The organism is Phosphitispora fastidiosa (assembly GCF_019008365.1).
In the GTDB taxonomy this organism is placed as follows: domain Bacteria; phylum Bacillota; class Thermincolia; order Thermincolales; family UBA2595; genus Phosphitispora; species Phosphitispora fastidiosa.
The window spans coordinates 136,386-152,292 of record NZ_JAHHUL010000004.1; the positions used below are offsets into that span (position 1 = coordinate 136,386).

The 15,907-nt window shown below is 45.9% G+C and carries 8 protein-coding genes; 1 reads left to right on the forward strand and 7 read right to left on the reverse strand.

Annotated elements, in window-relative coordinates:
- Positions 1-180: 180 nt before the first annotated feature.
- The 6 genes from Ga0451573_RS05960 to Ga0451573_RS05985 all read right to left on the reverse strand — a co-directional run bounded on the left by Ga0451573_RS05960 (position 181) and on the right by Ga0451573_RS05985 (position 4,474).
- Positions 181-501, reverse strand: coding sequence for a hypothetical protein (locus tag Ga0451573_RS05960; RefSeq protein ID WP_231682970.1), 321 nt, complete (start codon positions 499-501; stop codon positions 181-183).
- Positions 498-1,154 carry a hypothetical protein gene (locus tag Ga0451573_RS05965; RefSeq protein WP_231682971.1) on the reverse strand — a complete coding sequence of 219 codons (657 nt, stop codon included), beginning with the start codon at positions 1,152-1,154 and terminating at the stop codon, positions 498-500. Before Ga0451573_RS05965 ends, Ga0451573_RS05960 begins: the two co-directional genes overlap by 4 nt.
- Entirely contained in the window at positions 1,120-2,244 is a 1,125-nt protein-coding gene (locus Ga0451573_RS05970; RefSeq protein WP_231682972.1) for an FtsK/SpoIIIE domain-containing protein, read from the reverse strand. The genes Ga0451573_RS05965 and Ga0451573_RS05970 overlap by 35 nt, the downstream gene beginning before the upstream one ends.
- 289 nt (positions 2,245-2,533) lie before the next feature.
- A complete protein-coding gene (locus Ga0451573_RS05975) occupies positions 2,534-2,821 on the reverse strand; it encodes a hypothetical protein (RefSeq protein WP_231682973.1) in 288 nt (95 codons plus the stop codon).
- Positions 2,822-2,938: 117 nt separating this feature from the next.
- Positions 2,939-4,228, reverse strand: coding sequence for an N-acetylmuramoyl-L-alanine amidase (locus Ga0451573_RS05980; RefSeq protein WP_231682974.1), 1,290 nt, complete (start codon positions 4,226-4,228; stop codon positions 2,939-2,941).
- 18 nt (positions 4,229-4,246) lie between these two features.
- Positions 4,247-4,474, reverse strand: a complete 228-nt coding sequence (locus tag Ga0451573_RS05985) for a hypothetical protein (RefSeq protein WP_231682975.1) — start codon at positions 4,472-4,474, stop codon at positions 4,247-4,249.
- A 121-nt stretch (positions 4,475-4,595) separates the two neighbouring features.
- Between Ga0451573_RS05985 and Ga0451573_RS05990 the strand changes: the two genes are divergently transcribed.
- Positions 4,596-4,859 (forward strand): hypothetical protein, encoded by a 264-nt coding sequence (locus tag Ga0451573_RS05990; RefSeq protein WP_231682976.1) that lies wholly within the window; start codon positions 4,596-4,598, stop codon positions 4,857-4,859.
- 44 nt (positions 4,860-4,903) lie between these two features.
- Here Ga0451573_RS05990 and Ga0451573_RS05995 read toward each other — a convergent pair whose 3' ends face one another.
- Complete coding sequence (locus tag Ga0451573_RS05995; RefSeq protein ID WP_231682977.1) at positions 4,904-15,904, reverse strand: strawberry notch-like NTP hydrolase domain-containing protein; 11,001 nt, start codon at positions 15,902-15,904, stop codon at positions 4,904-4,906.
- Positions 15,905-15,907: the final 3 nt, after the last annotated feature.

Consider the following 15,907-nt stretch of genomic DNA (forward strand, 5'->3'; position numbering starts at 1 on the left):
AACATGAAGCCCGCCCTTCTCCCCCTGCTTCCCGGACCCATCATCTCCCTCAACCCCTCTTATTCAAGCAAAAATTTCAGCTATATCAGGCGCTGGACAAGGATAACTCATTCATCAAAAGCAACCACCACGTATTAAAACACGAACGAGTTTCAACTCCGTGACGTATGGGGGAACGTCTTAGACGCCCAAAAAGTTACCGATAGCTGCCAGGGCGCCCCAAATTTGAGCCATGGCAATACTTAAGCAGGAAAACGCAGCCACTATCTTGATCAGCTTTGAAATGTTCCCGCCGCCTAACACGTTAGATATCTGCATGGCAATGTAGGCAACTGTGGCAATCAACATTAATTGCAAAATAGCTTCCCCGGGGCCCCCGACAAAAGTTTTTTGCATTACCATTCGCAGCCCTTTATCCTTGACGGCTGCACAAGCATAATCAGGTTGGCACAATAACAAAAAAATAGGTAAAGGTAATGAAGCATACTTAAGAAACCTCATTTTAAACACCTCCGCAATTCTTCAAGGAGTTTGACGCTGAACCTTAACCCGTTCGCATTGTCCTCCTGAATTTTGCGGAGGATTTTTTCTTTTCGGTTCTCTGTCTGACATACTATTAATACCGGAGGGAACTTATCTGTAAGCGTAACCCACCACCTCTTGTAACCACGGTTTATCTGTTCAAACAGCTTGTTGTATAATCTGACCTTGTTGAAATCATTTCTATCACTATGATTTTCCCCCTCAATAAACATGAATCGAAACCTCTCAGTAACAGTGTTTTTTATGGCGCAGAACCCGTCGGGCCGGAGGAAAGAGTAATCCGGTTCATACTTAAAACAGTGGGTTTTTTCCCAACACGCTTTTTGAAGTTCGATATAAACACGAACCCAATTCAATAATATCCGGTGCTGCCAGTGTGCGGTTTTTTCACCATATACATATCCTTCGTTGCTGGCCCATCGCTCTACCATGCCTTTACGGTGGAGCTTCAACATGCGTTCCTGGGCCTTGCGTTTGGCAACCTCATAAGTTTTAAACTCGGTTAACGTAAAGTGCAAGAAAATGATCTGCTGTATATTAAGTGTTTTGTAATCCTCAAGAGTAGCTAATATGGAATTATCCCGGCAGTAGCCTCTTTGCACAAGGTTCAATGTCCCACCTCCTAGCCTCCATATTATTTACTATTTTCTTTGCTTTTTCTATGGGAAGGTACATGGTTTGAACCTCACTCAGCTTCATTCCAAACTTGAAAATTCCGCGGCCCTTTATTGCCGGCAACCAGGCAGCCATACTGTTCTCTTCACCCAGGACCATCCTCGAATCTATCTCTGACGGCACAAGATAACAGAGCCTTGCTGAATAAAGCATCCTGGCATCACCAGCGGCCTCACCAAAAGCCTTTACGGAAGGTCTTTGAGTGCCAGTCACGATGTGCAATCCAACAGCCCTTGACATTCTAAGTAAACGGTGGAGCATGACATGAGTATCTTTATCGCGGATCTCTGCTAATTCATCAATCACAATAATAATAAGCGGCATGTCACCTCCCTCATACTGCTGAATCTTAACGCAGCCCGCCTTTTTGAGAATCTTAACCCGCCTATCATGTTCTTTGTTCAATCCCTCGAGTAAATTGTAAATTTGTTCATCTTCTTCGGCCAGCACAACATGTTTGGACAAGTATCCAAAATCTAATTGTTTCGGGTCAATGATAAATATCCGAGCGAAAGGCAATAGTGACAATATTGCCTGGTGCAGGAAGTTTGATTTTCCGAAACCGCTCTCCCCGGCAACTAACATGTGTGGCGCATCGGCTAAGTCTAACCATTCAACCCCTTTGGGGGTATAACCTATTGGTATCGGCAATAACATTTTGGGCGGTTCCAAGGCTTTATAGGGTATCTTAGAGGGCAAGTTGTTAACTTGAATATCCATCTGTAAAACACCATCAAATGTCATAACTATAAACGAATTTACCGCATCAGAGAAATAGTTTTTCTTCCTGAGCACTGACTGAAAACTAATCCCAGGCGGGAGCCTTACTACCAAATGCCAGCCATATTCTGTTTTCTTTCGGTTAATTATTACCGGCTTCCGGTGATCCTTTGTAATAAAACCAAGATTATCAAATGTTTCAAGAACCTTAATTGGAATATCATGGTCCTTAAACGTGGGAACATATCTCCACCAATGATATTTCAGCATTTTTAGATCAAGGACAGGTTCCTGCTTTTTGGGCAAACAACCACCTCCTTTCCATGCTTGCTTATTTTTTGTGAGTATGTTGGTTACTAAAAATATATATTGCGAACGTTCGCAGGATAGACCGTGAAAATTTTGACAAAAAAAGACCCTGGAACAGTTCCAGGGTCTTAACAAAACCACCAAAACTCTGTGACGGTGGCCAGATGCCTGCGCATCAAGCGAAACACACCAGACAGGTATAAACACCTTCGGAGAAAATTACAAGGCCCTTACAGGGCAAATAAAAAGCCCCTTCAAAACGAAGGGGCTAAAAATAAGGAAACCCTTATTGGGGATTATTTTTCTCGGACTTCTCGAACATTTTCTGTCCGATGCTCACTATACCAAATGCACTAACAACTGCAACCATGGCCCCCCGGATACCGAATAAGGCCAAAGGCGGCAGCCATACCGGAAGGTATACGTTAAGCAGCCCAAGAGGTATTGCTAAAAAAATTGCAATAAGTGGGTACACTGGGCCAGGAACCTTCCATTTCAACTTAACCACCTGGATTATGGTCACTATCAGACCGATCACCGCTGCCCACTCCATCATCATTTGAAATTCTGCCATCTTTTTCACCCTCTTTCAAATAATCTCTTAATTCCGGATAATTCCGGACACAGCTATCGCACTTAGTGAGTAAATTAGGCCAAAACGGACACTTTTTAAAATCCTTGCATGACAGCATCAACCTATCCTCTTATCAATAACATTGGAACACTTGTCCAACACCCTTGCAACGACTATGGCAAATTCCCGCCATGTCACTTTATCATCAAAATCGTGGTCGTTTAGCACGATCCCCGCATCCATGAGCTTCTTCATGGCCCGTTCTTCTTCTGTTATGGGCTGCGGCAGTTTGGGAGCCGGTGTTTCCTTAAGCGGCTCCAGATATCCTTCGACAATGGACTTGCCGTAATCCGGATTAGGAGCCCACTTACCGCCTAACGCTTCAACGGTTGCGGCCCTGCCCCGGATAAATGAAAAGTGCCGGGGATCCGGAGTATCTGCTTTGGGGTATCCTGGGGCCCCTGCATAAAGGGCTAAATGGTCAATATGGGCCTGCACCCCTTCTTCTGGAGTGGCAAACTTTTTATGGGCATTCGGGTCTTTGTCGCTGCCACCTTGGGGTATCTTGAGCCCGCAGGGATTGTTCCACCGTTCGTCTATTTTTGCATTGCTCATTCCGTGACGATACCCGCCGTCAGTCTCTTTAAAGCTTTGGGCATATGGCACTGCCGGGTCCATCCCAACCTTGGGGGCTAATCTCCAATAGATAGGGGCCAGACTAATAAACCATGGCGTAGCATCCTTGGCCCTTGCCCATGCAATGGCCTGTTCAAATGTAGCAGACGGAGGCCCGATAATTGGAACACCTACACTGACATTCGGGGGAATATAGGGTATCCCGAGATATTTACAGGTTCCTTCTGCCGCCTGCTCTGCCTGTTCTATCTGGAACTCAGGATTAAGCATTAATTTTGCTTCTTCGCTGACGTCCATAAAACCGTTTTCAATTAATGCGGCAGGCATATCAGGTTCGCGTAACACATAGAAGTTAGATGCCTTGACCCCCCTATTAACCTGGGGAGTGCCTTTGATTATTTCCTGTTGTATGCACTGAGCAAGTTTTTCCCCCTCAGCACTGTTAGGGTGATGATGTGTTTCGCTGCCGCCTTTTGTCTGATCCCATATGCCCCTGAATGCGTTAAAGTGCCAACTCACGAAAAGAGTTGCTTTGGCATCATTGGCCCTATCAACCCGGACACCTAAGGGGGCATCAGTATCCTCCGGGGCCACAAACATTATTCTTGCGCCGCACCTTTGCATGGCGGCGGCATAGGCTTCTGAAGCGGGCTTATTGAACTGGTTTTCCTTTATCCTTGTCCCGTCCGGAAATGCAGGAGTCTGTTTCCCTGGTGTTTCCATCCCATGGCCGTCATCAATAGCAATCAGGATATCTTTAGGATTAGACATAAGGTTTCATCTCCCATGTTAAAAAAATTTGCTCAACAAAAATCCAATAACGGTTAGTGTTGAACCCAGAAGAAAAGTCAATAAGCTAATTATCGCCGTTGCCCCCACTGGCCACCGTTTTGACAACATGTCATAAAGTTCGGTAAACTTTGCCCACATCTTATTGTGCTGGCAGTCATTGTCCATTTTCAGGTCCTTAATATCGTCCTCTACGGCTTTAAACCTGGTTGCCACAACTTCATCCAACAAAACCGCCTCCTTTGTGTTAAAAGTAGAATGCCAAGACATGATATTTTTACATTGTTGTCAAAACATGTTAACACTGGTAATATAATAGGTAAAACTGAATAACCGGAGGTGAATAGAATTGATACCTTTTTTAATCGCCATCATTCTTGGTTGGTTCGTTTTTGGCAAGAATATTGAAAAAGAACAAAGGTTTACGCCAACTATTGCTATCGCTTTTATATCGTTATTTGTTTTTAAACTGCTTTCCCGCACAGTTGTTGGTTCAGGAGGAACATCTACAGATGCACTGTTAGCTGGCTCGATGTTTGGAGCAATTGCCATACTGGTTTGCTGGGGAGCAAGATGGCTGTTCTTGTACGGCAAAAGAAACGCTTCACAGTAAAAGATGTAGAACAGTCCAGAACTTAATCCTGGACTGTTCTTTTTTTATAATGGTCCACCTTTAGTCCTTAGGGCATTGGTTATTGCCTTCTGAACCTTGTAATCATAGTACTTTAACATGTCCTGCACCTGCACATCACTTAATTGTGCTTCAAAAGGAACATCAGGTATTGGGCTCTGATAAATATATCCCGCTGCCAATTTTTGCAAATAACTCATCCTAAGGTTGAATATCTTTTTCTGTTCCGGTGAAATGTCAGCGCGTTTTGCAATATCCCTTTGGGCGGCTCGCATATCCGACATTTCCCTGGCAAACATATTGCGAACCGGAATAGAGAGAATTAACCGGACATCTGATTCTTTCAGCTTTTTACGAAGGTTTTCATTAACATATGTTGCGGTATCTTCTGCAGATAAGCCTCTTGCCCGGGCCTGCTCTTCCCATTGCTTTTGCCATAACCCAGACGATTTATAGATCTGTTCTGCTCTTGCCTTGTCTTCGTAGAACTTATCAACTATCCGGCTACCACCCTCACCGGGACCGTAAATCAATGAACCAATAACCGGCCAGTATTCAACCCCTGGCCTATCGTCACCCTTCAGCCACTTAAGCGGGTTTAACGGATTGCTCAAAATGTTGGTCACGGTCTTACCAATGCCGCCGAATGAGTTTTTCATAAAGTAGTCAATCATTCTTGGGCTTGGTCCTTTATCAGTAAACACCGCAACAGCCTTCGCCATATTAATGGCAAATTTGGATGTGCCGGTACTAAACCTGTCCTGTGGCAGCAAGTTTTGTTCCCGTTCCGGTTCAATCGGATTCCCGAAGGAGTCTTTGCCTGAATAAAGGCTAATTATTGTATCTATCAACATAGATGTCATGGGAACCCCAAAAGATGTTTTAACAGCTGATTTAAAATCGGTCAACGGTTTCCTTTTGTTGGGTTCATCAGTCATGGCCCAATCCAGGAACCTTTCCAGCATATTTGCCGGCAGCGCATATTCGTACGGCTTCGCCAGCGCAATCCGGTAATCTTTGGTCCCCGGTATCGGGAACCACCAGTACCGGTCCCGTGACTCCGAAGGCATGTCCTTGTACTTATCATCATCACTTGACAGTGCCCACGCCAGCAGGGTCAATGGCACCATATATATTGCCATTCTCATTAAAGTAGTATATGGTTTATCCTTGACTTGGCGGCTGAACCGGTAAATACCTTGAATACTGCCCTGCATAAACTGAACCGTCCTGGCATACTTCCTAAAACCTTCATGGATACCGTGAAGCCCAAAGTTAACCAGGATTTCACGCGAAGCATAAGCGGCTTCAAGGAGAGCCTTTTCCACATCCGGGGCAAGTTCATCCGAAACTTCTCCTGCCATAAACTCTTCATAGGACACTCCCAATGGTTTAAGCTCTCTTTTGAGTACAGCTTCAAACTCAGCCAGCCTTGGCATTTCTTCAAGAATTCGGAGAGCTTCCAAAGGCGAAGTAACCACCCGAACCAGTGCCCCGGTTGCTGTCCGTTTCCACCCCGGTACTGGAGTTGCCATCAGACCATCAGTTACCGATGCCCTCAATGCCCCGTTAATAACTTCCTGTGGTGCAGAACCATAGCCACCGGATTGAACATACATATCCATGACTTCTTGGTTCATCCCAATAGCCGTACCAACGCCTTTGATAAAATCAGCTATTAAGGACCGTTCGCCCATGCCGGCCTTAGACTGTACTTTAGACACAATAACATCACGCATGATAGCGTTTGTTACATACCGGACGTTGGCCAGGGCACCAAACCGGCCTATCTGGGTCAGGTAAGCAAGAGTTTTGGCAACAATATCAACGGTTATCGGTTTCATGGAAAGAGCCGCCCGGTAAATGTCCGGAGCCACCCTCATATAAACATGCCGCCCGCCGTGACGTGCCATAAGGATGGTTTCCCGCTGACCAATGTCGCGCAGACCGCCAGGCATGAACATCCTGATAACCCGTTCTTCATCCTCAATATTTATTTCTCCATCAAAATGTCTGGCCATATCCTCTACGGACACAGAAACACTTTTAATGGGTGCCTGGATGAAGTCACCGAACAAACCCATGTTAGGCTGCCTAATGGACCCTTCTATGGCCTGCATAATCTTTTCGATTTCTACCGCCAGGACTGTATCGTTGAGCCTGGTAATGGAGGCCTCAATAAAATTCATTGTCTGCCCTTCATGGCCCTTAAACCGGCGCACACCCTCACCGGCTGCCCGCCTATTATTTCCCGAACCATGATACTCCTGCTCACCGACATGATACAAGGGCAGGTAAATATTTGAACCGGCCCGGATATGTTCCGCATCTTCTTCGCTTATCACTTCACCACGGACCAGCAGGCGCAGGTTAATCTCGCTGAGGATCTCAGCATATTCTTCAATGAGTTCAACCATTTCCGGATACCTTTCGCGGGCCAAATCAACCACCGTATCAAAATAAGCCTTTGTTTTTGGCAGCTCAAATTGCTTGGCGCCCTCCGATTCTTCCATCACATTGTACCGTTCCTGGTATCTCATGGCATGGTATATCCAGTCCATCAATTGAACACCGTGAGGGATTTGCGCCGCCTCTTCGACTATCTCCTGGAGTGAACGTTTCCCAGGAAGAAGAAATCTCCCGGCTTCATCCCTGGCAGAGCCCGAGAACAGATTAGCAGCTTTTTCCCTGGCTGAACCTGAAACTGCCGCCAACTTAGCTGGGTCAAGTCCTTCATATCCCTGCTCGACAGCTGCCCGGTACAGGTCTTTTAGGGGTATAGTAAAGTCTGCTAACTGGAACTGTAGTTTCTTAAACCATGGGATACGGTATTCCTCGCCCACATTAACCTTAACACGTTCGCCCGGTTTAGCTATAAGATTGGCCATTTGAGCCAGGGGATCTCCTTCAAGGTCAAGCTCTGCAATAGCAAGGATAGCATCAAACTGTCCACCAATTTCAGGGTTATTGTCCAGAAATTCATCAAACATTTCAGAAGTAACCGGCGCCATTTCGCGGGCCGTTTTGTTATCAGAGAACCACAGCATCAGATATTCGGCAAGCCCCTCCTGAGTTTTCTTGCCTTCCGGAATATCGCCAGGGTACATCTCTTCAGCAATGTCCCACATCTCAGACTTTTTGGGTTTAAAATTGGCTGCATCCAGAAGGATAAAAGCAATACCGTGACCATGTTCATGGCCCATAACTCGCCAGTTTTCAGTTTTCTGTTTTTTGATTTTACCGGTTTTGCTATATTTACTGAACGAACCTTCGGTCCCTCTGATATGCCTGCCGGAACGAAGTACCGTATTAAGGAGTTGAGATAGTTTTTCGCCCATTTCACGGGCCGCTTTAGGCGAAATATTCTCTGCCCTGGCCGTTAATTCGCTGGGATCAGTAAGCTCTTTTTCGATGGTAGGTGCAGGTTTTTTAGCCTTTTTCTTCTTTTTAACTTTATGTTTCTTGGCGAAGGCAAATTCTTCATCCTGTAGGTCTTCTTCAATAATCTCTGGTGATTTAGTAGACATTTGGGCCTTTGTTACGACATACATTCCTGCCTTCTTCTCAATTGTCGCGTCTTCCGGAAACGCTTCCCGGATTTCGTTTTCATAGTCAGCAAAATTCCTGTTTTCCTGCCATGTAGATGTACCATCAGCAAATTCTAATTGTGCACCCTTGCCAGACCCATTCCCTTTGTAAACCGTTATTATGGCTTTGCTTCCTGGTTTTAACAGAGAATACAGGAAGTCAATTACACTCTTACGTTCTTCAGCAGTAGGAATAACATTTAATACATTATTAAGAGCTACACCGTCAGCACCTTTGTTTTTTTCAATTCTGGCAAGAACTGATTCATTGTGCTCCGTATCCATGGCATAAGGATCATAAACAAGGTTTTCAATTCCATGTTGAGCCATGAATTGAGTTCCTTTTTCATATTTTCCTCCGCCGACATCTGCCACAAGCATTCCCTTTGTAAATATTTTCATTGCAACTGCCTTTTTTAATCCTGCAGCCACCTGGTTTAAAGAAGTTTTTTGTGGAGAATGAACAAGAGAATATTCATTGGAGGAAGAATTAATGTTTTTGAGTACAGAGTCCGCTTTTTTTCGCACAGATTTGCTTGGCAGCGAAAACTCTTCATTCACACCTGGCGAAACCATGTCTACCACGGGCCTGTACTTAATTACCTTCTCAATAACCTGGGCTGACATTGCCCCCGTAGGAACGAAAAACCTAGTTTCCCAATCAATCCGTTCAATAAAAATCCCTTCATTTTTAAGCTGTCCCATATGGGGATAAAGATCCCTGCCAATTAACTCAATTCGGTTTTCTCCTGAAACCCTGCGCCGTACCATTCTCCACTCGTTAGACAGGTAAATAGTGTAATTCTCTTTAAGTATCTTGTCAGACAACTCAGTCGGGCTTAAGGTTTGTTTGGTCCTGTCAGCGCCGAGTTTTTTTAGTGTCAGGTCAATAGCCTTTTCAGGAACGATACGTCCCAGTAGCATCCGGCCATCTTCTGTTTTGACACGAATTACCCTAACGTGACCTGTCGGCAGCCTATCCCAGATAGGAAGCAGTGCGCCGCTTATCAGGTTAACTTTTTCAACACGAAACTCCGAAACCTTTCCCAGGGCTTCGTTCCATGCTGTTTCGGCTTCTGATTCAGGGATTTCTCCCCAGTTGCCTTTTTCAAAATCAGCCTTAGATATGTTGTGGCTGCTTGATTTAACCTGACCTTGAACCTGATAGATTTCTACCACGCTTCCATTTGACAGTGTTCTGTGACCATATCGCTTAACCGCATAAACCCGCTCACTTTTGGTGTTCCTGTAAAAACCCTTCAGCTTTGGTAATCGTGAAGCATTTTCAAAAGAAACCTTTTTGTTTTTGTGATGTGCCTCCAGTGCAAAATATTTAGTTTCAGCTCCGGACGATTCATCAATAAACACGGACTTCTCTTCAGATACAACAACCTTGTCTGCCCGGTAATTCTCTAAACCAACATCAAGGGTCCCATCTGCAATGGCTTTTTCTACTTTAGCATCAAGTCTTTTTATGAATTCTTCAAAGATTTTGTTTTGCAGTGTAGATTCAAGAGCCAGAATGCGGTTAAGGAATTTGGTAATGTCTCTCAAATCAGGGTTTTCGTTACTGACGTTTCTATTTTCGTCAAGCATGTTACTAAGGCCCATCTTCGACAGCAACTCTTTAGCGGTAATCCCTTCTATTTGTCCACCGGCCAAATTCTCATAGAACTGCTGCAGAGCATCCCTGGCTAAATCACTTTCAAGGTTATCCTTGGCACTAAAAAGCCCCTGGCTGCCGGTTTGCCTCTGTCCCTTTGTCAATGCCCCCAACTGGTCTAATCGCCTGGCAATAGATGAAATAAAACGTTTCTGCCCTTTAAGATTAGTTGTAACCAATACATAATGAGGGGCATTGGCTTGGTTGGTCCGGTGAGTCCTTCCAAACCCCTGGACAGCGTTATCCGCTCTCCAGCCAGCCTGAATCAAATAGTGAACCCTGCGCCGCTGATTTTTCTCTTTAAGGGAAGCATGGTAACTGCGCCCAGTTCCACCGGCATCAGAGAACACCAGTATCTTTTTCTTATCGTCAAGAAAAGCCTGAGCGTCAGCGGAAGCATGTTTTGGTGTTCTTGATTCAAGTTTTGCCTTCATGCGCCCATCATCCGACTCACGAACAACCCTGCGGGTACGTCCGGTAATTTCGGCAACCATTTCAGTCCCAAACTCATTCAAAATAATCTCCAGCGGGCCTTCCGGCACTTTTAACGCACCCAGTTTTGACAGAAGTTCTTCCTTCATTTCCATTGCTTCCTGGTTTACAACCGGATTCCCATGACTATCAACCACCGGCCTAGAACGAATATTGCCGTTATCATCTTCATACTCTTCATATTGTTGAATAGGAAAACTCTTGTCAAGATACTGCATCAACATATCACGGGGAGTGAGATCTAAATCTTCCAAACTGTCTTCTTCGTTCATTTTGGCAATGGCACGATTCTGAGCTGCCTCATTAGTGTTAACCAATTGCATTACAACAGCGTTTCCGTTTGCCAAGTCTTTTTTTACCTGCTCTACCACTGAAGGCATCTGGACGGAAGTTAGTACCTGATTAAAGAATCTCTGCTGAGCCACCCAAAACTGACCTATGGCCCTGCCCTTGGAGTAACCGTCTTTGCCCTGACCGGTTTCCTCTAATGCTTTATTAACGTTCTGCAGGACAATCTGCCATGCTTTAGCCATTTCATCATATATTTCCGTCTGTTCAGGGGTAAGATTATGTTCAAGCGTACCATAGGTTACTCCGTCATAGCTCAGGTTACGGGCAATATAAGCGCCCATGGCCTTCATATCGCGGGCAACCAGCTCCATTGCCGCTAACCCACCGGCCTGAACCTTGTCGATGAAATCAAGCTTGTTGGCAAACGGAGTGCCTTCCCCCCAGAGACCCAACCGGTCAGCATAAGCTAAATTAGAAACCTCAGTGGCGCCGGTTGCTGAAGCATATACAATCCTGGCATCAGGTAAGCGTTTTTGCAATTCTATGCCGGCAAGTGCCCTGGTAGAAGGTTTTTTTGCCCCACGTTTTCTTTTTTGGGTTATGCTGTTCTGCATTTGATGAGCTTCGTCGAAAACAATAACCCCATCGAAATCCTTACCCAACCAGTTTATTACCTGGTCAATCCTTGCAGATTTACCTTCCTTAACAATCAGTTCACCGGTTTTAGAAGAACTTAGGCCTTGACCAAGAGTATCATAAGTTGTAAATAAAACCCCGTCCTTTTGTTTGACTGGGGTGCCCATTTTAACATTGCCTAGCTCAAACAACAGTTTCTTGTCGCCGCCAGTAGCCTCAAAGTGTTCAAGAGAATCATTAAAAAGTGGAGCGTTCTTACTTATCCAGACAGCTTTCTTGCGTCCCTGTCTGATATTATCCAAGATAATACCGGAAATTTCCCGGCCCTTACCAACTCCCGTACCGTCCCCAATAAAGAAACCCCTCCTTGTTCCGTCTGGAAGGGTTTGTTGATGAGCTTGCCCGGCATACACAACAGATTCTAACTGTGCTATTGACAACTTACCTTCACTAACTGTTTCCTTGGGTAAGTTAGGTGTATATGTAGGTGTTGGAGGTTCTACGGCAGCCATAGCTGCGCTTTGGGCAAGTGCGCCGGGGTGTTGTTTTGCGCCCGGAATCTTTAGTTTTTGAGGCATATAATCAGTAAAAACAGCATCAGACAATTCCTGATCGGTTTGTTGTACTGCCTCTGACTCTGACTCAACCTTAATCTCCGTTTTTGCGGTTTTGGCAGGTTTTACTGTTCCGCTTCCCGGCTCCTTGGCTGTTTCTCCTGGAGTGCGTACATCAGTCTTTCCGTCAGGTACTCCGCTGCTTCCAGTGGTGTCTTCCTGGCCAGTTTCTTTGGATTGACCCACGTTCCCTGCTGGTTCCCCTGGTCCGGGCCCTCCCTGGTCAGAAGGTTCATTGCCTGTTCCGGGTTCCCGTGGTACAGGAGTTTTTCCACTTGTTGTCTCAGGTCGTGGTGTTCGTTCCTGTTTTCCGGGTTGTTGGGTATTATCTTCCCGCTCTGCAGCCCCCAACTTATCAGTTGGTACAGGTACAGTAGGCTCGGGTCCGGTTTCTGGCCCGCCCTGTTCAGTAGGTTTTTCGCTAGCAGGTTTACCGGCTGCCTGTTGAGTCGGTCTATTCTCTGATGTAATCCGGTCATTCTTAATCGCCTCCAATAAAGGAAGTGCATCTTCCAACGTATCTACACTATTAACAACTGTGCTGTTAATTCCTTTAGGCAATGGACCTGTTTTGTCAATAACCACCAATTGAACGCCGAAATTAGTGCCATACTTGCTATAATTCTTCCCATTTATGCCTATGTTTGCACGGATATTGTAAGTTTCCCGTAGTTTATTCCACCAGCCCTTGAAGTTTGCGGCATTGTCAGACATCCCCTGTCCAACAATCGCCACCAGTCTGCCTCCTGGAGCCAGCTTCTTTAATGCCTGTTCCATGTGCATGATTGCATTTTTAGTATCATTCTTACTTCTTATTCTTGCGGTCGATGAAAACGGTGGATTCATTATAATAACGGTAGGTTTGATATCCTTTGGTAAGACATTGTTTAATTGTTCGGCATTCTCAGTGAATACCTGATCAAATCCCATTTCTTTTAGCACTTCAGCGCGTCTGGGAGAAAACTCGTTAACGATGACCTCTCTTGCTCCGGCCGATTTTGCAAATACCGCTAACCCACCAATTCCGGCACTGGGCTCCAACACAATATCGTTATGGGAAATGTTTGCTACCCATGCGGCAATATACGCTATATTGGGTGGAGTAGAAAATTGCTGCAACCTGTCCTGTTCTTCTGTCCTCTTGGTTTGAGTGGGGATTGCCTCCAATATTTCCTGCCTGATAGATTCTAAGATGCGTTTAGCCTGCTCAGCACTAACCATCGGGCCAACACTCTTTTTATGTTCCAACAGGTAGAGGTTAACTCCCAACTCCAAAGCGTCATAAGCATCTTTGGAAGTGTATTTCTTTTCTGCCTGAGTACCCTCAAAGAACCGATCGGCAATCTTAAATAGCTCAGCGGAAGTGAATTTTTGGCCTTGTACCAGCATATCCTTAACAGCAACAGCCACTTTTCTGCTTGGAGTAGCCCGTTCTTCTGGCTTTGGTTCCTCAGTAACAGGTTCTTCTTGCTTTGATTGTACCTCATTTTCCCCAGTTTTGGCAACTTCTTCTTGTCTGTCAATTTTTCCCTCTTCTTTTTGTGGCTGCACCTTCGCATCTGCCTTGCCAGCCTGATAAAACAATTGTGTTAGAAAATGTGGAAATTGTGAATCTATTTCCTGGTCAAAAGGAACATCAATTGTCCTGATGCCCTCTTTGCCAGCCTGATACCATTTTTCAAAAAACTGCCTATATGCCTGCACATATGGGTCTTCTGGCTTGTTTAAGTCAGCCATAACATGTTCGTTATTGGCCCATTTTTTAAAGACATTGTTACCGGTTCTGCCGTAAACAAGAAGTTTTTTGGGTTCCAGTTGTTTTGGTTTTTCTCCGTCAACAGGCTCCTTTGCAGGTTCTACTGTAGACTCCTTGCCAGATTCCGTTGAAGCCTCTGTTAAAGATTCTTTTGCAGGTTCTGTTGAAATCTCCGCTAATGATTCCGGTTCGGTCTTTGCCTGTTCCTCTGCGGAGCTAATAGATGGCTGTTGCATAGGTTCAACAGGCTGCTCTACCGGCTGTACAGGAGGCTCTGCTGGCGGTTCTACTGGTTGATCTGTTGGTTGTTCTACCGGCTGTGGTACAGGCTGCTGTGGTTCAATAGGTTGCTGTACCGGAGTTTCCCCTGGTTGCTGTATGGACTGCCCCGCAGGTTGCACCGGCTGAATAGGCTCCGGTTGCTCAGCCGGTTGAGCCTGTTCGCTCTTTTGTTTTTCGACCGCCTCTTTTTCCACATCTGCAACGTCCTGGATTACTTCTTGCATTGAGTCGCCGACAACCTTATCGCCTTCCTCGGTCCCGGCAAACTCATCGAACACCTGTTTAACTGCTTCTTCTACAGGTGTGCCGGCATCAACTTTTTCCTGAACAGCAGTTTCCAGAGACTTTCTGGCTTCTTTTGAAGCCTTATTGTATGCTCTGGTCTGCATTTCATGCTGCAAGGCACCAATAATACCGGGGCCACCGCCAAGGACCAACCCCTGTGCAATAGATTCCTGCATAGCCGGGTCAAAATTAACTTCGTCACCCAAGGAACTGCGCTGGATTACTTCCTGTGCGCCTTCTTCCAGTCCTTCAGATGCTCCTGCCATACCAACCCTGCCCGCACCTACAGCTGCTCTTCCCAACTTAGAATCTGCTGCCGCACCAAGCATTCCCCCTAACCACTTAGGGGCCGGACTAAACATGGCAGCCAATTCCGGCACGTTGGTAACGGATAACAGGGCAGCGTTTTTCAGAAAAGCATCATCAGCAGCCTGCATTGCCTCTTCTTCCGATAGGCCCCTGTTTTTTGCCTCGGTGTAAACTCCCCCGGCCTCCAGTGCAGCTTCTAACGGTACACCGCTCGAGAGCCCTCCCAATGTCTTTAATAATTTTGTTCCCCAGTTCCCCAGTGAACCCAGTTTGCCCCATCCGGCAGCTCCGGCTACAACCCCCCCGGCCTCGGCACCCAAAATTGTTGGGATAAGGAGGGATGCCATTAGGGGAACGTTTCTCATGACGTTTCTGGTATAAAAACGCGGGTCAGCAAGAGTTTTCCATCCCTCAAACTTAATAGGCGGCGACCAATCTGGACTAGTATATAAATCTGCGGTATATTCGCCAAACTCACGCATTCCTTTACCGGTTTCACTCAAGCCCTCGATGCCAAACTTGTCACCAGCCCATTCCATACCGCCACCATAAGACATGGGAATGTTTGAATACATCCCTGCAACAAGTGACTTAAAGGCATCGGTATTGCCAATTGTCACAAGAGGTTTTTCAATAAAATCTGGCACTGTTTCACCTTGCAGGGACTTATGCAATGCTGTCGGGTTCTCCAGTGTTGGAATCAAAGGGTCTTGGGCATGAACAACATCAGAAACCGTTGGAACAGTATTCCCCAGGAAGTCAGGCATAACAGGAGAAGATGGCTTAAATGGCACCGTGCCCTGTGGGACAGAACCTTCTCCGGGCAATGCCTCAGGTGGAAGGGCAGGCGTTACTGCTTTCTTTTTGAAATAATCAAACCCTCCTGCCGGAACCAAAACAGGGTTGCCGTTTGCGTCCTGAGTCCACCCGCCTATTTCTTCACTGGGTATGCTGCCAGGGATATTGCCCGGTACGCCCCCTGGAACACCACCGGAAACACCAAAAGCGCTCCCACTTGGAGTAGGAACGCTTCCACTGTTCTTTTTAAAATAATCAAAACCACCTTCCGGCACCAATATGTCTCTTCCGTATTCATCCTTGATCCAGGGCATTTT